This window comes from Ruegeria sp. AB8, assembly GCF_056542605.1.
In genome coordinates, this window is sequence record NZ_JBQGAB010000004.1 from 1 (window position 1) to 22,723 (window position 22,723).

21 protein-coding genes and 1 pseudogene are annotated in these 22,723 nt (G+C 53.2%); 16 read left to right on the top strand and 6 right to left on the bottom strand.

The features are described 5' to 3' along the window. Positions 1–52: 52 nt before the first annotated feature. On the bottom strand, positions 53–460 hold the full coding sequence (locus ACR0CG_RS05365) for an adenylate/guanylate cyclase domain-containing protein (protein WP_480523183.1): 408 nt from the start codon (positions 458–460) through the stop codon (positions 53–55). A gap of 351 nt (positions 461–811) precedes the next feature. Here ACR0CG_RS05365 and ACR0CG_RS05370 point away from each other — a divergent pair, with 351 nt between their 5' ends. Continuing rightward, positions 812–1,738, top strand: coding sequence for an adenylate/guanylate cyclase domain-containing protein (locus tag ACR0CG_RS05370; protein WP_480523185.1), 927 nt, complete (start codon positions 812–814; stop codon positions 1,736–1,738). Between the two features lie 322 nt (positions 1,739–2,060). On the opposite strand, the gene ACR0CG_RS05375 is transcribed toward ACR0CG_RS05370, so the two are convergent. Continuing rightward, positions 2,061–3,941: an adenylate/guanylate cyclase domain-containing protein gene (locus ACR0CG_RS05375; RefSeq protein WP_480523186.1), complete on the bottom strand. Its 1,881-nt coding sequence runs from the start codon at positions 3,939–3,941 to the stop codon at positions 2,061–2,063. A gap of 208 nt (positions 3,942–4,149) precedes the next feature. On the opposite strand from ACR0CG_RS05375, the gene ACR0CG_RS05380 reads away from it, so the two are divergent. From ACR0CG_RS05380 to ACR0CG_RS05390, 3 genes are all read left to right on the top strand, one after another. After that, a complete protein-coding gene (locus tag ACR0CG_RS05380; protein WP_480523188.1) occupies positions 4,150–4,782 on the top strand; it encodes a tyrosine-type recombinase/integrase in 633 nt (210 codons plus the stop codon). 350 nt (positions 4,783–5,132) lie between these two features. Next, on the top strand, positions 5,133–6,485 hold the full coding sequence (locus ACR0CG_RS05385; RefSeq protein ID WP_480523190.1) for a DEAD/DEAH box helicase: 1,353 nt from the start codon (positions 5,133–5,135) through the stop codon (positions 6,483–6,485). A gap of 60 nt (positions 6,486–6,545) precedes the next feature. After that, positions 6,546–6,755, top strand: a complete 210-nt coding sequence (locus ACR0CG_RS05390; RefSeq protein ID WP_170329064.1) for a cold-shock protein — start codon at positions 6,546–6,548, stop codon at positions 6,753–6,755. A gap of 324 nt (positions 6,756–7,079) precedes the next feature. Here the strand turns inward: ACR0CG_RS05390 and ACR0CG_RS05395 are convergent, their stop codons facing one another. After that, the gene (locus tag ACR0CG_RS05395) at positions 7,080–7,556 is read right to left on the bottom strand and encodes a MarR family winged helix-turn-helix transcriptional regulator (protein WP_480523191.1); all 477 of its coding nucleotides are present in this window, start codon (positions 7,554–7,556) and stop codon (positions 7,080–7,082) included. A 209-nt stretch (positions 7,557–7,765) separates the two neighbouring features. Between ACR0CG_RS05395 and ACR0CG_RS05400 the strand changes: the two genes are divergently transcribed. The 7 genes from ACR0CG_RS05400 to ACR0CG_RS05430 all read left to right on the top strand — a co-directional run bounded on the left by ACR0CG_RS05400 (position 7,766) and on the right by ACR0CG_RS05430 (position 11,704). Beyond that, positions 7,766–8,296 carry a GNAT family N-acetyltransferase gene (locus ACR0CG_RS05400; RefSeq protein WP_480523193.1) on the top strand — a complete coding sequence of 177 codons (531 nt, stop codon included), beginning with the start codon at positions 7,766–7,768 and terminating at the stop codon, positions 8,294–8,296. A gap of 38 nt (positions 8,297–8,334) precedes the next feature. After that, positions 8,335–8,733 carry a helix-turn-helix domain-containing protein gene (locus tag ACR0CG_RS05405; protein ID WP_480523195.1) on the top strand — a complete coding sequence of 133 codons (399 nt, stop codon included), beginning with the start codon at positions 8,335–8,337 and terminating at the stop codon, positions 8,731–8,733. 67 nt (positions 8,734–8,800) lie between these two features. Beyond that, the gene (locus tag ACR0CG_RS05410; RefSeq protein WP_480523196.1) at positions 8,801–9,076 is read left to right on the top strand and encodes a helix-turn-helix domain-containing protein; all 276 of its coding nucleotides are present in this window, start codon (positions 8,801–8,803) and stop codon (positions 9,074–9,076) included. A gap of 643 nt (positions 9,077–9,719) precedes the next feature. After that, on the top strand, positions 9,720–10,508 hold the full coding sequence (locus tag ACR0CG_RS05415; protein WP_480523198.1) for a hypothetical protein: 789 nt from the start codon (positions 9,720–9,722) through the stop codon (positions 10,506–10,508). Between the two features lie 46 nt (positions 10,509–10,554). Further along, positions 10,555–10,692, top strand: coding sequence for a hypothetical protein (locus ACR0CG_RS05420; RefSeq protein ID WP_170712025.1), 138 nt, complete (start codon positions 10,555–10,557; stop codon positions 10,690–10,692). Then, positions 10,692–11,381 (top strand): hypothetical protein, encoded by a 690-nt coding sequence (locus ACR0CG_RS05425; RefSeq protein ID WP_480523199.1) that lies wholly within the window; start codon positions 10,692–10,694, stop codon positions 11,379–11,381. Before ACR0CG_RS05420 ends, ACR0CG_RS05425 begins: the two co-directional genes overlap by 1 nt. Positions 11,382–11,455: 74 nt before the next feature. Beyond that, positions 11,456–11,704: a ParB N-terminal domain-containing protein gene (locus ACR0CG_RS05430; RefSeq protein ID WP_170678917.1), complete on the top strand. Its 249-nt coding sequence runs from the start codon at positions 11,456–11,458 to the stop codon at positions 11,702–11,704. On the opposite strand, the pseudogene ACR0CG_RS05435 reads toward ACR0CG_RS05430, so the two are convergent. Together ACR0CG_RS05435 and ACR0CG_RS05440 are read right to left on the bottom strand one after the other, a co-directional pair. Beyond that, positions 11,696–12,589 (bottom strand): annotated as a pseudogene (locus ACR0CG_RS05435) (fatty acid desaturase). The gene ACR0CG_RS05430 and the pseudogene ACR0CG_RS05435 sit on opposite strands and share 9 nt — an antisense overlap. A 191-nt stretch (positions 12,590–12,780) precedes the next feature. Continuing rightward, positions 12,781–12,987, bottom strand: coding sequence for a cold-shock protein (locus ACR0CG_RS05440; RefSeq protein WP_170766031.1), 207 nt, complete (start codon positions 12,985–12,987; stop codon positions 12,781–12,783). A gap of 592 nt (positions 12,988–13,579) precedes the next feature. Here ACR0CG_RS05440 and ACR0CG_RS05445 point away from each other — a divergent pair. From ACR0CG_RS05445 to ACR0CG_RS05465, 5 genes are all read left to right on the top strand, one after another. Continuing rightward, the gene (locus ACR0CG_RS05445; protein ID WP_480523202.1) at positions 13,580–14,260 is read left to right on the top strand and encodes an IS6 family transposase; all 681 of its coding nucleotides are present in this window, start codon (positions 13,580–13,582) and stop codon (positions 14,258–14,260) included. A 345-nt stretch (positions 14,261–14,605) separates the two neighbouring features. Beyond that, positions 14,606–15,574, top strand: a complete 969-nt coding sequence (locus ACR0CG_RS05450) for a carbon-nitrogen hydrolase family protein (protein ID WP_170682689.1) — start codon at positions 14,606–14,608, stop codon at positions 15,572–15,574. Between the two features lie 50 nt (positions 15,575–15,624). Then, complete coding sequence (locus ACR0CG_RS05455; RefSeq protein WP_480523204.1) at positions 15,625–18,369, top strand: aminotransferase class I/II-fold pyridoxal phosphate-dependent enzyme; 2,745 nt, start codon at positions 15,625–15,627, stop codon at positions 18,367–18,369. 18 nt (positions 18,370–18,387) lie between these two features. Beyond that, the gene (locus ACR0CG_RS05460; RefSeq protein ID WP_480523206.1) at positions 18,388–19,839 is read left to right on the top strand and encodes a biotin carboxylase; all 1,452 of its coding nucleotides are present in this window, start codon (positions 18,388–18,390) and stop codon (positions 19,837–19,839) included. Between the two features lie 5 nt (positions 19,840–19,844). Then, complete coding sequence (locus tag ACR0CG_RS05465) at positions 19,845–20,825, top strand: C45 family autoproteolytic acyltransferase/hydolase (protein WP_480523208.1); 981 nt, start codon at positions 19,845–19,847, stop codon at positions 20,823–20,825. Between the two features lie 57 nt (positions 20,826–20,882). Here the strand turns inward: ACR0CG_RS05465 and ACR0CG_RS05470 are convergent, their stop codons facing one another. Next, the gene (locus ACR0CG_RS05470) at positions 20,883–22,634 is read right to left on the bottom strand and encodes an adenylate/guanylate cyclase domain-containing protein (protein WP_480523210.1); all 1,752 of its coding nucleotides are present in this window, start codon (positions 22,632–22,634) and stop codon (positions 20,883–20,885) included. Between the last annotated feature and the right edge of the window lie 89 nt (positions 22,635–22,723).

Here is a 22,723-nt window from a genome sequence, read left to right on the forward strand (position 1 = left end):
GCAAATCCGCCGCATAATCAAACCAACCAGATGAGCCACATCCTCTCTTAGATCAGAGCGCCATCTGTCCCAAAATCCCTGACGACGGACACTCCTCAAGCCGTGCTGCGACATTGACACCGTCACCGTAAAGATCATCGCCGTCGATCATCACGTCGCCAAGGTTTATGCCTATCCTCAGTTCAAGCCGCTCTTCAGGAGGCAGGTCTCCGTTTCGCTTTGTCAGTTCCGCTTGGATATCAGTCGCGCAGTTCACTGCATCAACGACCGAAGCAAACTCGACGAGCGTTCCGTCACCCATTAACTTAACGATGCGACCATGATGTTTTTCGAGCTGCGGATCGAACAGCTCCGAACGAAGTGCTTTTAGAGCGTTCAAGACGCCAACCTCGTCTGCGCCCATCAAGCGTGAGTAGCCAACCACATCGGCGGCCATGATAGCGGCAAGTCGACGTTCCATTGGTGGAGCTTACGCCAGAAAGGTTTGCCATTCCAAGAAACGCCGAAATTCAATCTGGTATGCTTGCTTGTTTGGCGGACGCTCTGGTCACAATCAAAAAACCTCTGACTGTTGAAACACCGGACCTGAACGAATTCTTCAGCACTGTCCGGGCATACACCAAGTGTTTTCACGGTTTCCACCGAACGCAGATACGTGAGGATCTGTACCACCGCAATCAACTGGATCGACAGTGTGCTCTCACAAAAACAGAAACGACGTATGTTCCTATTGGACGCAATTGAGACTGCCCATATTTTTGCGAATCGCCAAAAATGGTAGTCTGCCGGACATCTACAAATCGGATTGATGATGAAAAACGCCCGACTCATCGAAGCAGGTGTTTTAACCTTTCAGATCGCGTTTTTGGCAGCGGCGATCTACGTGGCGCTCAAGTTTTCGATACTCGCAGGAACCCTTTTGTTTCTCGGCCTTGCTATTGGTTTTACGGTATTAATTTACAATCATGACGCTTGGTTGATCAAAAAGCTGACTTCGGACGATCAGCCACTTGCGTTCAGTCTTTGTCAGAGCGGTTTCGTGGGACGCGTACGGAGGTTCACTCGATTGCTCCCCGCGTCTCCCAGGTGCCGTCTATGCCTTGTGCCATTTCGAGGTTTTGGCAGAGTTTTCGGTATTAAACCCTCCTCAGAAAACCCGAACTTTTGTAGAAGCTGTTTTGAAGGCTTGCCGACAAAAACACTTGATGCCGAGGTGGGTTTGCTATTTGCCGACATGAGAGGCTTTACGCCTTGGTCCGAACAGCATTCGCCAGCCGAAGCCGCCGACATGCTAACTCGGTTCTATGGTATTGCGGAAAAAGAAATTGCCCGTGACGATGCTTTGATCGAGTTTATCGGAGATCAGGTCATGGCGATTTATCCAGTTCAGATGGCGTCGCTTAGGGAACGAACGGCAGATGTAATGCTTCGGGCGGCGCAACGCCTGTTGGATAGCATAAAGTCTGAACCCAGCATGCTGAGCGTTGGGATTGGTATTAATATGGGCGTTGCGCAAGTCGGGGAAATGGCAACCGGCTCATCCAGAAGTTTTACTGCCGTTGGCGATGTTGTGAACACGGCTGCCCGCCTCCAAAGCCAAGCTTCGGAAAATGAAATCCTCCTTTCAGAATGTGTGTACAACAAACTAAGTTCTCGAACGCTCAACTTCGAAACAAGCGAGATCTTTCTGAAGGGCAAGTCCGAAGCGATGCGAACCTATCTTCTGAAAATGGTTTGAGTGCTCCCCTAAACCCGATTTCGATCAACTACAGGTACGCAAGTAGCCGCTTGTCAACTTTCCGTCTCATCTTCATTCCTTAACGGTTCAGATGAGCCAGAAACCTTCCGTTATGCAAATCCTTCAATCAGGCCCAAAGGTGCTGATGTCAGACAATATTGCCGTTTTCTGCGGTTTACATGGTTGGCGGGTCGCAGCCCAAACCAGACATTCATCAGCGAACTTTGTTGATCCCGAGGAGCGGATTGGTCCGTTCATGCAACGATGCTACCAAAAGTGGAAACCGCGCATAAAGCCAGTATTCGGGGATATGAAAATCTTTCTATTCGGGCAATCCACCAGCAACCATCGCACCAAAATACCGGTCCTGGTCCTCAGTATGCATAAAGGGTGTGTTTCTGTGTGTAGAAACACGGAAGTCCGGCCGGATTTCGAGTAATTTCTTTGCTTCAACCTGTGCATCTTCCAGACGTCCCATTTCAGCAAGGGTTGCGACCAAGATACGGCGCGGAGGAAGCGACTTTGGATAAGTTGAGATACCGGTTTTTGCCAGCAGAATTGCCTGTTCGTAATCTCTGATGAGGAAATGAGAAAGGGCCGCGTTAAAATTGTACCAGCCGGGATAACGCGGATTGACCTTTTTTGCCTTGTTGTTCCACTCAATCGCTTCGGCTGGCTCACCCATAAGCGACCGTAGAAAGCCCATACCATATAGAACCTCAGGATCATTGGAGTTCTCCCGTATTGCCCGCTGAAATGCCTGGTATGCAAGTTGATGATCGTGGTCAGCAAACAAATGTAGCTGGCCCAAGCGGTGTTGAACGCGATAGTCCGATTGATCCAGTTCTAACGCACGCTGTGCGTGCCTACGGGCTTTGTTCAGCGCGGTTTCTGGATCGTCCGACCCACCAAAGCGCCAGAGGCCAAGATAACGGCCGCTCAGTTCAATATGGGTAGAAAGGTAGTCTGGATCGAGAACAATGGCTTGCTCCAGAAGTTCTATTGCCTCTTGCCGACTTGCAGTATTCAACAGTTTGCTTTTGGCGACAGCCCTCAGAAACAGCTCATAAGCTTCTAGATCATCGGTCGGCCGTTTCTTCAGCGACGCGATTTCTTCTTCCTCAACTACTATTTTCAGCGTGGATGCGATTTCCCGAACAAGGTCGGCCTGAGCAGCAAACAGTTCTTCGATCCCAACATCATATTGCTCCGACCACAGAGCGTGCCCCGATGCCGTCTCTATGAGTGTTGAGTTGATTGAAATATTCGCGCCAACGCTCTGCATGCTACCTGAAAGGACATATCCCACACCTAGCTCTCGGCCTATTTCCAATGGTTTGACCGCGCTGTCGGCAAAGGTAATCGAAGTCGAACCAGCGATCACAAATAGCTGTGGAAACTTCGAAAGCTGCGTCGTGATCGCTGTTCCAAAGCCTTCCGCCAGATAGCCGACCTCTTCAACTGGTGAGCGGTTCTCAAAGGGCAAAACGACAATGGAAGGTTCGTCCGGGATGGCAAGCGCCAACTCCTCTTGGTCGGTCAGGGGGCCCACATCTCTGGATCGCCACCATATTACCGCAACCAGCACCAAGCAGATGCATATTGCACCGACCAGAGTTAGCGCCCATTTGGATATGTGTGGTTTCGTATGCGCAACTGGCTCCGATACAGCCAAAGCCTTGGCCTTGTCATCCAGTACGACTTCGAAGGCTCGGACTGGTCTCTCTATGTTCTTGACTTCGGTCTCACCCAGATCCTCGAAATTCAGATCCAGTTTGTCCTGCACCTGATCCCGCACGCTGCGGTGAATGCAAATACCTCCGGGCTCAGCCAAACCTTCAAGGCGGGCAGCGACATTGACGCCATCACCATATATGTCTCCGTCCTCGGCAATCACATCTCCGATATTTATGCCGATCCGAAAAACAATTCTTTCACTTTCTGGAACGTCCGAGTTTCGAGAAAGCATTTCGTTTTGTACAGAAACGGCAAATTTCATTGCCTGTACGGTGCTTTCAAACTCCAGCAGTGCACCATCACCCATCAGCTTGATTGTCTTGCCGCCAAAACTCGCCGCAAAGGGTTCAATGAGTTCCAGCCGATGCGACTTTAGTGCAGCCAGCGTCGATGCCTCATCGCGTTCCATCAGCCGCGAGTAGCCCACGACGTCAATACTCAAGATAGTGGTAAGGCGGCGTTCCACTCCCGTTCTCCCCTACACCGAAGATTATCCACCCTGATCTATTGAATCCATAGTTCTGCTATTCGCCCTACACCAAATCGCATATTTGTGGCGCTGGTCGGGCTTCGACAAAGTCAGATTATTCATGACGGAGACCAAGCATGGTAACCAATAGACGCTGACACTGTGTGGGCGATGAGGTTGTGCGTGGCGGTGTGGAGTATTCGTCATGCAAGTTTTAAATCTACCCGTCATTCGAGTTGGCCGATCTGCGTGGAACAAAGGTCGGGTTATTGGCCAGAAGCGCCCGCTTTTGCCAAGGCATGTCTGGGCAATACGCGTTCGCTTAGAAATTTCAGAAGATCATAGGAACTTAGCACTCTTCAATTTAGCAATAGATAGTAAGCTCCGTGGTTGCGATCTAGTTCGCCTGAAAGTCGCAGACGTGTTTACTGCGGGAAAAGTAAAGGAACGAGCGTCAGTCAACCAAAGCAAGACACAGAAACCAGTTCGCTTTGAAATTAGCAGTGGTACACGAAACTCGCTTCTGAGATGGTTGAAACAACCTGCAATGAAAAGATCCGAGTACTTGTGGCCGGGACGGTTTCAGTATCGGCTGCATATTTCTACTCGTCAGTACGCGAGGTTGGTTCAGTCATGGGTCGCTTCGATTGGGCTTGATCCCAGCCAAAATGGGACCCATTCAATGCGACGCACAAAAGTGGCGCAGATTTATCGTAGAACAGGTAACTTGCGAGCCGTGCAGCTATTGCTTGGTCACACCAAGATGGACAGTACAGTGCGTTACCTGGGTGTAGACATCGAAGACGCGCTCGCCATCGCGGAAGCCACCGTGGTGTAATCCATCAGGCCGCTTTCGAGCGGCCTTTTTTGCGCGCCCCCCCCTAGAGTAGAACTATCAGCCCAAACCGGACATTCAATCCAAGACTTTGCTATTCCGGCTTTGCGACAAACGTAACCTTGGCAAATGTCTGCTCTATGAATGAGTTGTTGCTTTCTTAACCTTTGCCCTGTAGGTGAGGCGCAACGCCGCGTGTGGATGAACAAATCAGCGGTAAAGTATTCTCGCCCGTGATCCCCAGATCGTTGTCTTGAATAGCTCCTTGAGAGCAACGAAACGACGGCGGCTATTTCATACGAGCTTCCCAGTAGATTAGAGAGACCAAGTGCCGATAGCGGTGAACCGCGTTTATGGCACGAGACCAAACGCTTTTGACGACATTTGACACCCTCGGCCTTGCCGAGCCCATCCTGAAGGCCATCAAGGCTCAAGGATATTCGACCCCTACGCCCATTCAGGCCAAGGTCATTCCGCTGCTGCAATCTAAGCGCGACGTGATCGGTATTGCCCAGACCGGCACAGGAAAAACCGCCTCATTTGTATTGCCCCTGTTGCATCGGATTGAGCGTGAGAGATCAAAACCCGCTCCGAAACAGTGCACAGCCCTGATCCTTACGCCCACGCGTGAGCTTGCGGCGCAGATCGTGGACAACATCCTCGCTTACAGCAAGTTCAGCTTGATCACGGCGACACTTGTCGTCGGTGGCGTACGCCCCGGCGGGCAGATCAAGGCTCTCAGCGGCGGTGTGGACATTGTGGTGGCAACGCCTGGTCGCTTGCTGGATCATCTTGGCACAGGCGTCATCAATCTGTCTCAGACCAAGGCCATCGTGGTGGATGAGGCCGATCAGATGCTGGACTTGGGTTTTCTGCCCAGCATCCGAAAGATCATGGCCAAGCTGCCTGAAAAGCGACTGACTGCGCTTCTTTCGGCAACAATGCCGGGGCAGATCAGAAAGCTTGCCGATGATTTCCTGAACGATCCGGCAGAGGTTCAGGTAGCGGCTGTTTCAAAGCCGATTGAACGGATTGCGCAGAGCGTCAGACATGTTGCCAAGCAGGACAAACGCCGTGTCCTGGCAGACATTCTGTCGGACAAAGCTGTTCACCGCGCGGTCGTTTTTACACGCACCAAACGCGGTGCCGATAATGTCTGCAAACACTTGATTGCAGCCGGGATCAACTCAGCTGCCATTCATGGGAACAAAAGCCAGCCTCAGCGCGAACGTGCCATGGCAGGATTCCGGTCGGGATCAACCACCGTCCTTGTTGCCACCGATATTGCCGCACGGGGCATCGACATCGACGATGTATCCCATGTGGTGAATTATGAGCTTCCGAATGTGCCGGAATCCTATGTGCATCGCATTGGCCGGACCGCCCGCGCGGGCAGAACCGGCACCGCGATTTCACTGTGTGATCGTGAAGAGATGCCCCTCCTGCAGGATATTGAAAGGCTGATCGGCAACAGGCTGCCAAATGGCGATGAAATGCAAGCCGAACCTGCGAAACGCGGTCGCAATGCAAAACCGCAAAAGCCCAGCGTTGCCAATCTTGCACCTTCGCCAAAGCCGCGAACCGTTGGCCACGCGACGCACCAGCGAAACGGACACCGACAACACCAGATCGACCCCTCCCAAGCGCAGGACGGTCTTATGCGAATGCTCTCCAACATTGGTGAGTTTACCCAACCTGCTGCCTGAGCGTAGCAAACAGCCCCGACTAATCCCGGCGGGCGCACATGTCATTGAAAGGATAATCTCATGACGACCGGAACAGTAAAATGGTTCAACGAAACTAAAGGCTACGGCTTCATCGAATTGGATAACGGCAGCGGCGACGCATTTGTGCACATCAGCGCGGTTCAGCGCTCCGGCCTCGACAGCCTGAAAGAAGGTGCAAAGGTCGGCTTCGATCTGAAAGAAGACAGGATGCGCGGCAAGACCTCCGCCGAAAACCTGCAATTGCAGTAGGCAATTCACAGACGATGCCAGGCTGCGGCTGCAACTGTCGCTGTCTGGAGGCCCAGGCATTCTGAACCTGCCACTTGCTGCGCAGCGACTAACTGACATGTTAGGTTTAGAGCTGCCGATACCGGCGGTAAGCATGATGGGCCGGTCGAAGTCCAAAGAGGAAGTGTCGTTCCAAAAGGAGATATCGTCTGCTAGCCCGCAATGAATGCGTGGCAATGAAAGATCGACTAAGTTGACGTCGGGTTCGTTTAAGCTGCCAAATCCTTTCTTGATAAAAGCCTCGACAAAAAAAGGTGCGCTAATAGGATCGGTCATTCCGGCCCATTATTCCGCCTTGTTCAAGTCGCCGGTTGTCAAGATCGCGCCGGCCTGAAGGTCTTCGGCGTCTAGCATCGTTGCAACCCTTTCGAGCGCGGCAACAAGCATTGCCTGCTCCCAGTCCTCCATTTGCTTGAACCGCTGCACATAGAGCTGTTGCAGTGGATCAGGGGCGTCCTCAAGGGTTTTCCGCCCTTGATCGGTGATCAGGATATTGGTCTGCCGTCGGTCGGTCATGGATTTCTCGCGCACGACCATGCCGCCCGAAACCAGCTTGTCCACCAGCGCAGTGACAGTTGCCTGGCTGACATGCATGCGCATTGAAATCGCCTTGGCCGTGGTTTGCCCGGTCTCGCCAATCACTTGCAGCACACGAAGCTGGACCGCAGTCAGCCCGGCGGATTGCGCCAGTTCCCGGCCGGACATCTCGGTGGCGCGCAGGATTCGGCGCAGGGCGACAAGGCTGCTGTCGATACGATCCATGTATCTACTCCGCATTCGAATGGAGTGAGATTGTCAAAATTGCATTGATTTCTCAAGCGTTAACGGAAAATGAAATAATTAGTCCTACTAATTAAAATATCACTAATAGAAGTAGATTTACGACGCTTTAGTAAAAAATAGCTTCGTCTTTTGAAGTTTCGACTTTCCTGTGTTACTTAGCTAGTCAAAGTTTATTGATGGAGCGGTACATGCAGCATTCTTTGGAGTTGTTCGAACAACCTATTCCGGTTTTGCGTCCCCCTTTACCGGAAGACGGCGCAGCGGTGTCTTCGCTGGCCAGAACCGAGGATCAGGAAGCTATAGGTGGTTTTCTGGGCGAACTGGCAGCCTTTGATGACTACAAAGAATTCTCGATCATTGCGGAACTGGATGGAAACCTGGTCGGAGCGATGCTGGCTTATGTTCTGCCATATGACCTGGAAACCCTGTTTATCTGGCAGGTCGGCGTTTCAGAGGATGAGGCGGACAAGGGTCTTGCGTCGTTGATGCTGGGGCAGGTGATGCGTCGGGACGTCTGCACCGATGTCACCCGTGTTCAGACCGTAATTGCGTCCAACGACGAGCGAACCTGGGCTTGTTTCCGCCGGTTTGCGCGGTCGCAGCAATCCCGGATGGATATCCAGCCCTTAATCACGCAGGCACTGACCCCATATCGCCGCCATGAATGCAGCAATCTTGTGACGATCCGTCTTGCGGATCGCAATGATCTCGCGGTCTGACCGCGCCACGACATTTTCAACTAAAGTGAGAGAGCAGAATGAACGTAGCCACGACTATATCAAACGACACCTCATACTACGGTGATGAAGCGGCAACTCTGGGCGACCGGATCGTCGCCGCGCGCGAAGCCGTTGGATACTCGCAAAAGAAGCTTGCCAGTCGCCTGGGCGTCAAACTGAAAACCGTGCAGGGATGGGAAGAAGATCGTACCGAGCCACGTGCAAACAAGGCGCAGATGATGTCCGGCATTCTTGGGGTCTCTCTGGTTTGGCTTCTGAGCGGTGAGGGAGAAGGTGTGCTTGAACCGACCGATACCATTTCCGGATCGGAGGATATTCAGGGCGTCCTTGATGAAATCCGGACCCTCCGGACAGATATGGCTCAGACCACCCGCAGGCTGGGCACTGTTGAAAAACGACTGCGCGCCAGACTTTGACATCGGCGCAAGTGCGAACTTCAGGCATGACCTACGGCCATGCCTCAAATGACAAAAAAAGGAGCAGATGATGACAGGACCGGATTCCAGCCTTGTGCCCGTTGATCCGGCGCAAGGCAACCGTTCGGACACCAATTCCGAGCCCTTCGCTACACCGCTGGAGGTCCGCGAAAAGGCAGGTTTGACCGCGGCGGAAATAGCCGAACTTATCGGGATGAGCGAATCTGGTTACAAATTGTGGGAGAGCGGCGTCCGCCGCCCCGGAGGACCAGCGTATAAACTCCTTGCGCTACTGGATGCTCATCCAAAAGAAACAGTTACTCGTCTTCGGGAACAGATTTGAACGATACCCGTGCAGATCGCTTTGTTTTGCTTGCCAGCCGTGGACACGATTGGTCTCGTTGTCAGGCCAGGAACAGAATTGAAATTTACTTTGGCAATGGGCCGATCACACTGCGGTATCAATGTGCCCAGAATTCCTGTCTCGCCATTGTGCCTTAGTACCCGAAATTGGCCTTTGAAGCAGACTTTAAACGCAATGCGTTTGTGCAGTTGTACTGCGCATCACGGAAATCGTTTTCTGCCAGTTTGCCAATAGCTCCGTTTCAAAGGTGGTATCCCGCTGAATTTTGTCTCTCAGTTATTCTCAAAGCCACCTAATAACTCGCCGGTCTCAAAAATTGACCATTCCGCAGCACGCGCTTCTTGACGAGCGTGCGTCCTTGACTCTTCACAGACTAGGAACGACAAGAGTGTATTGGTAAAAAATTACTCGCCGCCGCGATGCTGCCGGTTACGATAATCCAATGGCATTCAGACTAATTGTAGCATGAGCCTCAGCCTAGGAACGGGTTTCGCTGGGGTTTTCGCTATGAGCTCGTTCCTCGCAAGCATTCGCAACTGTCACCTGACGTGCTCCAGTCATCGCGTGACCCATGAAAGAAGGCGCCGTATGAACAGCACATGGCTCTTATATTGCGTGCTTGATGCCCGATAGATCAGGTCTCAGGCTCGGTTTCGACCATTCATTCATCGTGTTTGCTCGCTGCATTCTTTGTTTGTTCCCAACACTTTTGGTGATTCTCTCAGGAACGCAGCTTCCTGCTCAGGTCGCAGGTAATGCCGACGGAACGGTTTGTGACGAAGGTTTCGAAAACAAGAACGGATCCTGCCAAATAACAGACTTGCCAGAAAACGCATTTTTGACGGGTAGCGCCTATGGCAGCGGCTGGGAATGCAATCACGGTTTTCAGAATGTCGGAGAACTCTGCGAGGAAATAAGAGTTCCTGAAAATGCCTATCTTGCATCAACCGGAGATCAGTGGGAGTGCAATCGGCTGTTCCAGCGTGTCGGAGATCAATGTGAAGAAGTGAGTTCGCCTCAAAATGGGTACGTCGAAACCCGGTTTGGCGTGCAGGAAATACACTGCAACTGGGGATTTCGTAAGGAGAACCAGGATTGTGTTGCAATAGAGGTCCCAGAAAACGGCCGTCTGAGCGACAGAGGAAACTCGGATGGTTGGGTATGCCTCAGAGGTTACAGGGCAGCGGAGAGCGGCTGTGAGCCTGTGGCTGTTCCACTGCATGCATACCTTGCGCCTGAAACTTATTCCGGATGGAAATGCGAACGTGGTTTTCGCGCAAACCGGGACAAGTGCGTTGCGATCCTTGTCCCTTCAAACGCGCATTTGAATCGAAGAGGTGATGGTTGGGAATGTAATCGGCCGTTCACGAGACAGAACGACAAGTGCACCGAAAATTTGCCGAGAAAATAGGTTGCTGGAAATCAATATCGCCTGACAAATTCGGAAGGATCAAGCCGTGAACCATAACTCGATTGACGAAAACCTGGGCAAAATGCTCAAGGCCGAAAGGGCGCATCGCTGGTCCTACAGAGCGAAGATGTTTATCGCGTTATTGGTGTTTGTTGCGGCCATAATTGTGGTGGTGTTTCTCTAATGCGCAAAAATGCCCCTCAAGTAACCCTTCCCGGTTCAAAGATGTCAGCTCGTGATCTGGAACAAAGAGCATTTCAGGACCGCAGTGTTCGTAAGTCGCGGAACGCTGACGTAGCAGGAGTGATTGAAGAAGAATTTGGAAAGTACTTGATTAAGGCTGGCATCCTGAGCGGTAACAGCGTTGCGCGCGCATTTCCCAAGCCACCGGCTAAAACGCAGACAATGATTGCCGATGCAGTCGGCGAAACACCAGCATTGGCCATCGAAGCCTTAAAAGAAATTCTCGGTGAACGAGACAGGAAACGTAGTGGTCAACGCCGTTTGGAGGGTAACTCCGGCACTCTCGTTCCCAGCGAAAGAGAATATGCCGAGGCACTGCGACAGATCAGGCTCACCCCTGCGCAGGTCACAATGCTCAAAGCACTTACAATCGCAGGCAAGGACGGCCTGACCATTGGTCACTTGTCTCAGGCGGCTGGTTACAAATCGCGCGAGGCCTCCATCAAGGTTTTCAAGAAAATCGGACTATTGATCGCAGAATATCTGGAACTGGACCTACCCGAAGCTGGATCGGCTCAGAATGATGGAGCCGCTCAGGTCCTGGCATTTTCTCACATCGAAAGTGACGATAAGCCAGCAACTTGGATTATGCATCAGGAACTGCGCGACGCTGTTCGCTCGGTTCTATGACGTACGTTCCAGCCCCCGCTTTGGAAGCGAGCTCTGAACCGGAACAAATGCACGAAAGGTTGCCCACGTAGCTAATGTTGGAAAAAAGACCATATCCGCTCGACCTGATCTATGTTCCTGCGAAACGGGCGAAAACGCTTGATCAACAAAAAGTTCTGACGCTGGCCGAAGATATTCTGAAGAACGGCCAGAAGACCCCGATCCAGATACGCTCGGACAACAAGAGGTTCGTGCTAATTGAAGGCCTTCACCGACTAGAGGCCATTCGCGCCTTGGGCGGTGATACGGTCGAAGCCTATCTGGTACGTGCCAGACTACACTAATTGCCTATTGGAATTGGCGTTCGACAAAGCCTCAGAAAATGTCAGCAGACGTTGACTTTTTTCATCCCAAAGATGCAATCGTGCACAATGAAAGCTCTCATATAGAGTAATACGCTGGCAATTTTCTAACGCAGAATGGTCACGCAAAACTTCGTTTAGTCGGTAAAACGGGATGCGGCTGGCAAGGTGGTGAACATGGTGTACGCCGATATTAGCAGAGAACCACCGCAGGATGCCTGGTAGAGCATAGTGAGAACTTCCATAGAATGCGGCGTTCTGAAGGTTCCACCCCTCTTCCCGTTCCCAGGTCGTGTGTTCAAACTGGTGTTGAATATAGAAAAGCCAAATACCAATCGATGATGCGACAATCATGGTTGGTAGGAAAACATACGCTAAAACCTCAATGCCTCCGGCCCAAAAAACTAGGGCCAATATCCCTGCAATTGCAGCGTTTGTTCCCATCGCACTTGCCCAGTACAGCCAGCCCGAACGCATGAAACCAAGAGGTAGACGGTTTTGAATAAAGAACGTATAGATCGGCGCAACACCGAACAGGAAGACGGGGTTCCGGGTCAGACGATAAGCGGCACGCCCGAACCACTTCCGCTTGAGCTATTCTTCAGTGGTCAATGTAGGGATGTCACCCATACCACGCCGATCAAGGTTACCGGTTGAGGCGTGGTGAATCGCATGGCTTTGCCGCCAAACGTCATAGGGTGTCAGGGCAAGAACACCTAGAACCCGACCGGTCCAATTGCAAACAGTGCGACTTCTAAAGAAAGATCCATGACCGCAATCATGCATAATGATGAAGATACGGACCAGAAATGCGGCATTCAGGATGGCCAGTAGTATTGCGATCCAGACACTAAAATATAAAGCCATCCACGCTAGAGCCCATAGCGCGAATAAGGGGACAACGGTGATCGCAATTTCATAAACACTGCGCTTTGCATCGGGCACACGGTATTGCGCGAGCACCCGCGTCTACTCTTTAGGTTGCAACTTACTTGTTCTCCAACGGCGTATAGTAGCCCATTGTTCAAAAGGGCACCCGAAAAGGGTGCCCTAAAAGGTCAGGCGAGTGCCAGATTGGCGGCGCTTTCGCGCCCGTCACGGCCAGCTTCAACGTCGAAGGTAACCTTCTGGCCATCCTTCAATTCGCTGATACCGGAACGTTCAAGTGCTGAGATATGCACGAACACATCGCGCTTGCCATCTTCAGGTTCGATAAAGCCAAAACCTTTGGTCGAGTTGAACCATTTTACTGTGCCATTTGCCATGGTGGAGGTCTCCTAATACTTGCCGCCCGCATCATTGCGGCGACTCGGCGTGGTCGGTCTGAATCGAAAGACTGAACGCCGAATTGGGGAGACAGCAGGTCGAAAAAGAAAAACGTAAGCCTTGTGTATATGGGCTTCGAGTACGCACGATACAAGCCTTGATGCTTTGGCGGACAACAGAGAATTTGAGCCTGTCTGGCTTAGAACTAGGCAAGTAGAGGTGAAACCGTTGCTCTTCGATCCAAACTTGAAGGTGGCTTGGGTCAGCGGCACAGAAGACTAACGATCATTTTTAGGAAATTATCCTGCTGCATACGAAACAGCGATAAGCGTCCATTTTGGTGCCTTGGCGAGACTTTGCAAAGTTCGCTTTCTGCGCATTTCTGACGTTCTGCAGCCGGGATGCTGCTCAGCAGCGAATTGGAGCTTTGCCCCGTCCCTGTATATCCGATCTCCGTTCCTCACCGCGCTCCGGACGAATTGCGGTTATTCGCTCCGCACCGCGACGGATCTGTTGCAAACTTTTTGCCATTGACGCTCAAGAACGCAGAGAGTGAATAGCGGCCGGTGTAATTCAGCCGAAAGTCAGTTCATGATTTCTTTCAAGGGTGCACAGTATCCGAAAGATGTGATCCTATTCGCAGTATTCTTCTACGTTCGATATGGTGTTTCATACCGTGACCTGGAGGAAATCATGGGTGAGCGCGGTGTTTCGGTGGACCACACTACACTGAACCGCTGGGTGAAGAGATACACTAGCGCGATTGCCGAGGCCGCGCGTCGCCGCAAAAAATCTTGCGATCGTTCTTGGAGAGTGGACAAGACCTACATCAAGGTGAAAGGGGCGTGGGTATACCTCTACCGAGCTGTCGACAAGCACGGTAAGACGCTTGATTTCATGCTTTCGCAGCGTCGAAACAAACCCGCCGCCACCAAATTCTTTGCCCGGGCACTGGAGGTCAACGGCCTTCCAAGAAAGATTGTCATCGACAAGAGCGGAGCCAACACAGCCGGCATCAAGGCCATAAACAAGATGTTGAAAGGCTTTGGTTGCCCAGTCCAAATTGAAATGGTCCGGCGGAAATACTTGAACAACATTGTGGAACAGGACCACCGTTTCATCAAAAGACGAACTCGCCCGATGCTGGGGTTCAAAGCCTTCGCATCAGCAGCGGCAACGTTGGATGGAATTGAAGTGGCGCACATGATCCGCAAAGGTCAACTCACGCCCGGAATCTGTCCGTTTCGTCAATTTGCAGAACTGGCGGCATAGGCAGCGGGTTCGGTGTCAACTCTTCGTTTAGTCAGAAACTTCGCAACAGAGCCCTATTTTGCCAATCGGGTGATACGACATGAATGACCGGAAAATTGTCGATCATCGCGCTGCCATTCCGACCGGGGCAGGGCGGGCAGATTGGCGACAAGCCCTAGCATGGACGCAAGACACGAACAGACTGGCACCTTGCCAATTCCCTAAATCACTCATCGGCTAAGTTCACGAGTGCCAGCGATCAAACAGTTTGCGACAGAAATCTGGGGTGCTCAAAAAAACAGGCTGGTAACGGGGTTCACCTGAAAATAAGGTGATCAGACAGCTTTCTCGGGAGAGATGCCCAATATGACTCCATTTGCGATCGCCGGCGTTCAGATGCACGTCGCAGCGCTTCATTCGAACGTAGAGGCGATGCGCCATCGTATTGAAATTCTGATGGCCCGGTTTCCATGGACTCAGATGGTTCTGTTTTCCGAACTTGCGCCCTATGGGCCACTGGACCGTTTCGCGCAGCCGTTCCCGAATGACGCAATATTGCAGTTTCAGGAGGATGCGCGCCGCTTCGGTATTTGGCTGATCCCCGGGTCGATGTTCGAAAAAACCGAAGATGGGCGTATTCTGAACACGTCTGTCGTCATCAATCCCGACGGCGAAATTGTTGCCAAGTATTCGAAGATGTTTCCCTTCCGCCCGTATGAGGCCGGGATTTCGGCCGGGACTGATTTCTGTGTTTTTGATGTCCCGAATGTCGGGCGCTTTGGCCTTTCCATCTGCTATGACATTTGGTTCCCGGAAACGACACGGCAACTGACCAGTCAGGGTGTTGAGGTTCTTCTTCACCCGGTCCTGACCGGGACCACTGACCGCGAAGCGGAACTTGCCATTGCAAGGGCGACCGCGGCGCAGTTTCAGTGTTACGTCATTGACGTGAATGGCCTGGGGGCCGGTGGCGTCGGTCGTTCGCTGGTGGTCGACCCATCAGCAACGGTGTTGCACCAGTCCGCCGGACAGGAAGACATGTTCCCGATCGAAATCGATCTGGATCAGGTGCGGCGTCAACGGGAAACCGGTCTCAAGGGACTTGGGCAAGTTCTCAAGAGCTTCCGGGATCGCGACGCGGATTTCACGGTTTATGATCGCACAAGCGGTGCCGATGCTTACCTGAACACGCTCGGACCGCTGGAAATTCCCCGGCAGGGCTCGGATCGCGGTTTGCTGGCATCCGACCCCAGAACTTCGATTGAAGAAGCGGAAAGAGATTTGCTGACGCCGCCTAACCTTTCTGTCTTACACGGAAAGACGGGTTCGGATTAATCGGATCAGGAGGCGGCACTGATCCGGACGCGACAGAAAGGAGGCAGGTATTGAACTTGCACTCGCAGAAGAAGAAGTTGCCGTCCCTACGAGATTATTACAGCGCCACGCAACTTCGCGCTGATCGATGGAGCGCCTTACGAGAGGCCGCTGAAGGCCTCGCCCTTCATGGCCGGGAAAAACGCCAGAGCCAGAAGCTGATGGCGACGGCGGAGCATCTGTTTGATGTTCTGGAACCGATCGAGCTTTACTGGGCGTTCCCCGGAATCCACGCGTTCGAGCATCTGCGGCGTCTTCTGCAAAATGGCAATGTTCAGGATCTGTCGATCTGCGTTCGTCGTATTGCGCGGGCGCTGACGTCGGGCGCTTACAGGCGGCGGTCGATTCCGCTGTCTTCCGATGAAATAGACAATGAGGACTATGAAGACGAAGCCTCGCTTGCGCCAGAAGCCCGTGCATTGGGGCGGCCATATTTTGAGGTGCTGATCGTCGATGACGTTACTGAACATCAGGAAAGATTCCTGCGGCAAAACCTGCTGCGCATGCGTCGGCTGGAAGATTCCTTCATTTATGAACCGGTCATTGTTCCGTCGCTGGAGGACGCCCTGATCGGGGTTCTGTTCAACTACAACGTTCAGGCCGTGGTGATCCGGCCGGGCTTGTCGCTCAAGTCGAAGATCGATCTTCCGATCCTGAATCAGTACCTGACGCGTGTCAGCGAGGACGAGGATGTTGACGGTCTCGACCCGCATGAATACGGACCTGAAGCCTGTCGGCTTATCGAGAAGATCCGACCCGAACTGGACGCATATCTTGTCACAGACCGTTCTGCCGAAGATATAGCCGGGCTGGATTTGGGCCGCTGCCGACGCGTCTTTTACAATCAGGAAGACTTTCAGGAACTGCACCTCAACATCCTTCGCGGCGTCGATCGCAGATTCAAAACGCCGTTTTTTTCGGCCCTGAAGGAATATTCGAAACAGCCAACAGGTGTTTTCCACGCCATGCCGATCAGCCGCGGCAAATCGATCAGCCGTTCGCACTGGATTCAGGACATGGGGGCATTCTACGGGTCGAACATCTTTCTGGCTGAAACATCCGCGACCTCGGGCGGGCTGGACAGCCTGCTGGAACCGCGCGGCCCGATCAAGGAAGCGCAGGACATGGCCGCCCGCGCTTTTGGGGCGAAACACACGTTCTTTGCCACCAACGGCACTTCGACGTGCAACAAGATCGTTGTTCAGTCGGTCGTTCGACCCGGTGACATTGTTCTGGTCGACCGGGATTGCCACAAATCGCACCATTACGGCATGGTTCTGGCCGGGGCGAGCGTCGTCTATATGGACAGCTATCCGCTGCACGAACACTCGATGTACGGTGCCGTGCCGCTGAAAGAGATCAAGCACACCCTGTTGAAGCTGAAAGATGCCGGAAAGCTGGATCGCGTCCGGATGGTGCTGTTGACCAACTGCACCTTCGACGGGGTTGTCTACAATGTTCAGCGTGTCATGGAAGAGTGTCTGGCCATCAAGAAGGACTTGATCTTTCTGTGGGACGAAGCCTGGTTCGGTTTTGCGCGGTTTGACCCGACCTACCGCCAGCGTACCGCCATGGGGGTTGCAAACGTGTTGCGGCAAACGCTGCGCACGCCGGAAGCGGCCAGCGCCTGGGCGGCCCAGCAGGAAAAGCTTGAGAGTGCGAGCCACGAAAAGCTGCTCGAGACCCGGCTGGTTCCGCCACCCGATGCCCGCGTCCGCGTCTATGCCACGCAATCGACCCACAAGACTCTGACGTCATTGCGGCAGGGGTCGATGATTCACGTCAACGATCAGGACTTCAAAGGCGAGGTGGAGCAGGCTTTCCACGAGGCCTACATGACCCACACCTCGACTTCACCAAACTACCAGATCATCGCTTCTCTGGACGTGGGGCGCCGACAGGTCGAACTGGAAGGTTTCGAATTTGTGCAAAAGCAGATCGAGACAGCCATGTCGATCCGGCGCGCCATCTCGGACCATCCGGTTTTGCAGAAGTATTTCAAGGTGGTGACTGCCGGCGAAATGATTCCGGAACAGTTCCGGGAGAGCGGCGTCGAGGCTTACTATGATCCTGATCACGGTTGGGTCGAAAAGTGGACGATGTGGAGCCAGGACGAATTTGTACTGGACCCGACACGCATAACGCTGGCCGTGGGTGGAACAGGCTGGGACGGCGACACGTTCAAGACCAAGATCCTGATGGACAAATATGGCATCCAGATCAACAAGACGTCGCGGAACACCGTGCTGTTCATGACCAATATCGGGACAACCCGATCCTCGGTCGCATACCTGATCGAAGTGCTGGTCGAAATTGCCAATGACCTGGACGAGCTTCTGGACGATGCCTCGAAAATGGAACGCAGGTCATTTGAAAACCGGGTCCAGGCTTTGGTCGAAGACGTGCCGCCGTTGCCGGATTTCAGCCGGTTCCACGATGCCTTCAGGGATGGATCAGATACGCCCGAAGGAGATATCCGGACCGCGTTTTTCCTCGCTTATGACGAGGACAACTGCGACTATATTCCGACCGATGACAAGCTGATGGCGCGGCTTGAAGCGGGTGAGGAGCTTGTCTCGTCCAGCTTCATTATTCCCTATCCGCCAGGCTTCCCGATTCTGGTGCCCGGTCAGGTCATCAGTCCGGAAATCCTGTCATTCATGCGGGCGCTGGACGTCAGTGAAATTCATGGTTTCCGCGAAGACCTGGGTCTGCGCGTGTTTACCCAAGAGGCCTTGGAGTCCGTCAAAAAATAATATCAGGGGAGAGGTTAAATGCCCAAGAAGGTACTCAAGAACATTTCGGAAATCCGTCGTTACTTTCACACGAATTCGGACCCGATCTACTTTGTCTCGGCGACCAATTTCAACCTGCTCGGTCTGGATGAATGGGTCAAGAATTTCAAGTACATCTGCTACATGGATTGCTTTGACGGACGCCATCCCAACGTTCTGGTTCCTTCCGAACTTCCCCATGACGAGTTTCAGTCGATCGAAGACATCAACAACTATCTGCTTCAGCACAAGGAAGTTGTCGAATACGTCAAGGCGCGCGGCGGCAAGCCGAAATTCGTTTTCCTGATGTTCGACGAAAAGACGGAAAAACTGGTCAAGGAACTGGGCGGCGAGGTCTGGTTCCCCAAGGCGAAGCTGCGCACCAAGATGGACAACAAAATCGAAACTGTCCGGGTCGGCAACAAAGCGGGTGTCCCGTCGGTTCCCAACACGCTGTCCAAGGTCGACAGCTATGACCAGTTGAAAAAGGTCTGCAAAAAGGCGGGGCTCGGCGATGATCTTGTCCTGCAAAGTGCGTTTGGAGACTCGGGCCACACCACCTTTTTCATCAAGTCCGAGGCCGATTTCCGCAAACACGAACATGAGATCGTGGGCCAGGGCGAAATCAAAATCATGAAACGCATCGATTGCCGGGGTTCGGCGATCGAAGCCTGCGCCACGTCCGAAGGCACGATTGTCGGCCCCCTGATGACGGAACTAGTCGGGTTCAAGGAATTGACCCCCTATCGCGGAGGCTGGTGCGGAAACGAGATTTTCTCGACTGCGTTCCCGCCGAAGACGCGCGAGAAAGCGCGGGAACTGACGTTCAAATTTGGCGAACAACTTCGCAAGGAAGGATATCGCGGCTATTTCGAACTGGATTTCCTGATCGACAAAAAGACCGGCGACATCTGGTTGGGCGAGCTCAACCCCCGGATCACGGGCGCGTCCTCGATGACCAACCACGCGGCTTTCGCGCATGCAGATGCGCCGCTGTTCCTGTTTCACCTGCTGGAGTTCTCGAAAAAACCATTCAACCTGGGTGTCGAGGAACTGAACGCACGCTGGGCCGATCCCGACATGATCGATTCCTGGTCGCAAATGGTGATCAAGCACACCGAGGACACGGTCGATATCATCACCAATGCCCCGGAATCCGGGATCTACAAGATGTTGCCGGACGGGCGGGTGGTGTTCGACCGGTTCGACTATCACCGGCGCGCGGTGGAAAGCGAAGACGAAGCGTTCTTTTTGCGGATATCGAATGTTGGCGACTACCGGTACGAAGGGGCCGATCTGGGCATCCTGGTCACACGCGGCCGGTCGATGACCAAGGGTTTTCAGCTTACGGCTAAGTCGAAGCATTGGATCAATGGCATCAAGAACGCGTTCTCGGCACGTCCGCTGCCATCGGCTCAGGCATTTGAGGATCCGGCGTTTAAGATTATGTAGAGTGCATGAAGCTAACCTTTCGCGCCGTAGAAGAAAAGAAACCCGGACAGAAACTGTCCGGGATTTTCTCCGAGTATCGAAATGCCTACCTTAAATGGTGGGCAAGCGAAGGGTTGTCATCACGCCCGACATATTCCGAGTGCCGTCATGCGCTGAAAACATATATGCCGGAAATGCTCGAGCCGTATGACATGTTGTGCGCCGCCTTTGGCGCCGGCGATCTGGAGGCGCGGTTCCTGAGCTTCTTTTGCCCGCCGCGCTATCTGGCCGGGTGCAGCCAGGCGATTTGGCAGGGGCCAGAACCGTTGATGGTGCGGAACTACGACTACAACCCGTCGGCCTTTGATGGAATATTCCTGAAGACCGAATGGAACGGGCGTCAGGTCATGGGCACCTCGGATGGCTTGTTTGGATTGCTGGATGGCATGAATGATGCAGGGCTAACCGTTTCCCTGACGTTCGGTGGCCGCCGCGCGGTCGGCGAAGGCTTTGGGGTTCCCGTGATCCTGCGATACCTGTTGCAGACCTGTTCGACGCTGGAAGAGGCGAAAGAGGTTCTGCTACGGGTTCCGTGCCACATGAGCTACAACGTTACGGTCCTGAACCGGGACCGGCAGTTCTTTACGGCGTTTCTTGCACCGGACCGGCCGACGCTTTTTACCCATGCGGCTGTTTCCACCAACCATCAGGAGCGCGTGGAATGGAAAAGCCATGCACGCCTTACCGCCACTGTCGAGCGTGAGCGTTTCCTGCTGCATCGCCTGACATTGCACCCAGAGACGAAAGAGGTTTTTGTCGGGTCTTTCCTGAAGCCGCCGCTGTATTCTCTGGCTTTCGATCAGGGTTTCGGAACCCTATACACCGCAGCCTACCATCCCCACGATCTGACAGCCGAACTGCTGTGGCCGGGCCGGAGATGGAAAAAGAGCATTGCTCAATTTCACACGGACAGTCTGCAGGTCATTTACCCGCGGGATCCGGTCTGAAACTTGACAGATCGGACATGGCGGGCTGTTCCAATACGGTACCACTGATCCCATCATCTATTCAGTTTTGACACGGTAAACGGTCACCTGTTTCGACCGACCTTTCACATGGAAATCGCCGACATGTTCCAGCTGGAACGACGCGCTGAGGCGTCGCGCAGTTGCGTCGCTGACCAGGATGTTGGTTGGCTCTTCCGTGGCAAGATCACCGGCCAAAGTCTCTATCCTCGCGCAGGTGTTAACCGTATCTCCGATCACGGTGTAATTCATCCGCTCGACTGCTCCGATATTCCCGACGATGAGCGGACCGGTGTGAATCGCAATCTTCAGGCCATAGCCAACTTTCGCCTCAGCCAGCGCCTGCTTGATGGCCACCGCTGCACGGCAGGCCCGCTCGGCGTGGTCGACCTGTTCCTGAGGAGCACCCCAGAACGCCATCACGGCGTCGCCGATATACTTGTCGAGCGTTCCTCCCTCGGCCTGGATGCAACGGTTCAAAATCGCGAAATGGCTATTCAACATGTCGGCCGTGGCCTGCGGTGTCATCGTTTCTGACGCAGCCGTAAAGCCCACAATGTCGGCGAACATGACAGTCAGCTCGACCTCGCGAGGCCTGACAACATCAGGGTCTCCGGAATTCAACAATTGTCGCACCAGAGTGCGTGGCAGATAGGTTTCAAACCAGCGCAACCCGTCGAGCATCTTGTTGAATGCCACGGCCTGCAGGTTTACCTCCTCAACGCGAGAGGGGGGAAGATAGTCGATCTGATCCAGATTGAGTTCGCTGATCTTGATGGCTTCTTCGGTTGATTTTTTGATTGGGGCCGAAAGCTTTCTGGCAAGCACAATCGCCGCAATCATTGACGCTATTAAGAACCCAATGCTGACAAAGGCAGCGTCGCTGAGGCGGGTCCATTGACTGCTCCAATCGCTTAGCGGGGAATACTGGCCAATGACCCATGGTTCCGAACCGTACTCATCCATCGTACTGGTCAGAACCAAGTACTCGCCGTCTGCGATTTCGACCACATACCCGTCAAAAGAGCTGTCGCCCCCCTGAAACTCGGGGTCTTGTTTTAGCACTTGCGAGATCACCGCGTCATCGAGCGCAGCGATTGAATGCAAAGGTGTGTCCGGACTTAAGGAACTTCCGGACAGGTTCAGCAGCTTCGGATGTGCCAGGACGCGGTTATCGCCATAGAGAATGAAACCGGTCGCGCTGAACTTGCTGCCCAACTCATCGATGGTGTCCGAGAAATGATGCACGGTTGAAGACACAAAAATGGCACCCAGGAACACATCGTCCCGATAGGCCGGTACGGTGGCCGAAATATGCGTCCGGCCTTCATCGAAGAAGGGTTCGTTCCAAAACAGGCCCTCATAACTTTTAATATCTTCAAGATACCGCAACCGCCCATCCACCGATGGCTCCGTGATGGTGACAAAGGAAATTCCGTCGGAATCGACGATTTGACTGGTCACAAAAAGGCTGCCGTCCGGGTAAACAACGGCAAGGTCCGTCAGATAGGGGGCGGAGGCTGCGACGCCCTTGAAATATGCCTTCAGAAAGTCAGTGTTGGACAATTCGACGTCGCCCGAACTTGCATCTTTCTGGAGAGAACTTGCCAATTCCTCGATAGGGGTCGTCAGGCTAACGACCCTGTCCTCAATGGCCTCGACGATCATCGAGGCTGAGGTGTTTAACAATTCAGTCGTGTTTTGAACATTGGCGTGGGTTGATACCAGAAGCACCGCGCTGACCGAAAGTGCCACCAACCCGCCTATGGCCAGCGCCAGAAGCGTGGACATTCCAATTCGGACTTTTGATTGCGGGCCAGCTTTGGGCATTTGCTAAACTTGTAATGGGTAGGTGTCTGTTTTGACGAACGGTTTCTTTC

Excerpts from the sequence above, each read along its gene's own strand:
- ACR0CG_RS05385 (WP_480523190.1), top strand. The coding sequence starts at position 5,133 with ATGGCACGAGACCAAACGCTTTTGACGACATTTGACACCCTCGGCCTT.
- ACR0CG_RS05395 (WP_480523191.1), bottom strand. The coding sequence starts at position 7,556 with ATGGATCGTATCGACAGCAGCCTTGTCGCCCTGCGCCGAATCCTGCGC.
- ACR0CG_RS05440 (WP_170766031.1), bottom strand. The coding sequence starts at position 12,987 with ATGGCAAATGGCACAGTAAAATGGTTCAACTCGACCAAAGGTTTTGGC.
- ACR0CG_RS05465 (WP_480523208.1), top strand. The coding sequence starts at position 19,845 with ATGAAGCTAACCTTTCGCGCCGTAGAAGAAAAGAAACCCGGACAGAAA.
- ACR0CG_RS05450 (WP_170682689.1), top strand. The coding sequence starts at position 14,606 with ATGACTCCATTTGCGATCGCCGGCGTTCAGATGCACGTCGCAGCGCTT.
- ACR0CG_RS05445 (WP_480523202.1), top strand. The coding sequence starts at position 13,580 with ATGATTTCTTTCAAGGGTGCACAGTATCCGAAAGATGTGATCCTATTC.
- ACR0CG_RS05390 (WP_170329064.1), top strand. The coding sequence starts at position 6,546 with ATGACGACCGGAACAGTAAAATGGTTCAACGAAACTAAAGGCTACGGC.
- ACR0CG_RS05425 (WP_480523199.1), top strand. The coding sequence starts at position 10,692 with ATGCGCAAAAATGCCCCTCAAGTAACCCTTCCCGGTTCAAAGATGTCA.
- ACR0CG_RS05370 (WP_480523185.1), top strand. The coding sequence starts at position 812 with ATGAAAAACGCCCGACTCATCGAAGCAGGTGTTTTAACCTTTCAGATC.
- ACR0CG_RS05410 (WP_480523196.1), top strand. The coding sequence starts at position 8,801 with ATGATGACAGGACCGGATTCCAGCCTTGTGCCCGTTGATCCGGCGCAA.
- ACR0CG_RS05415 (WP_480523198.1), top strand. The coding sequence starts at position 9,720 with ATGCCCGATAGATCAGGTCTCAGGCTCGGTTTCGACCATTCATTCATC.
- ACR0CG_RS05405 (WP_480523195.1), top strand. The coding sequence starts at position 8,335 with ATGAACGTAGCCACGACTATATCAAACGACACCTCATACTACGGTGAT.
- ACR0CG_RS05460 (WP_480523206.1), top strand. The coding sequence starts at position 18,388 with ATGCCCAAGAAGGTACTCAAGAACATTTCGGAAATCCGTCGTTACTTT.
- ACR0CG_RS05365 (WP_480523183.1), bottom strand. The coding sequence starts at position 460 with ATGGAACGTCGACTTGCCGCTATCATGGCCGCCGATGTGGTTGGCTAC.
- ACR0CG_RS05380 (WP_480523188.1), top strand. The coding sequence starts at position 4,150 with ATGCAAGTTTTAAATCTACCCGTCATTCGAGTTGGCCGATCTGCGTGG.
- ACR0CG_RS05400 (WP_480523193.1), top strand. The coding sequence starts at position 7,766 with ATGCAGCATTCTTTGGAGTTGTTCGAACAACCTATTCCGGTTTTGCGT.
- ACR0CG_RS05470 (WP_480523210.1), bottom strand. The coding sequence starts at position 22,634 with ATGTCCACGCTTCTGGCGCTGGCCATAGGCGGGTTGGTGGCACTTTCG.
- ACR0CG_RS05430 (WP_170678917.1), top strand. The coding sequence starts at position 11,456 with ATGTTGGAAAAAAGACCATATCCGCTCGACCTGATCTATGTTCCTGCG.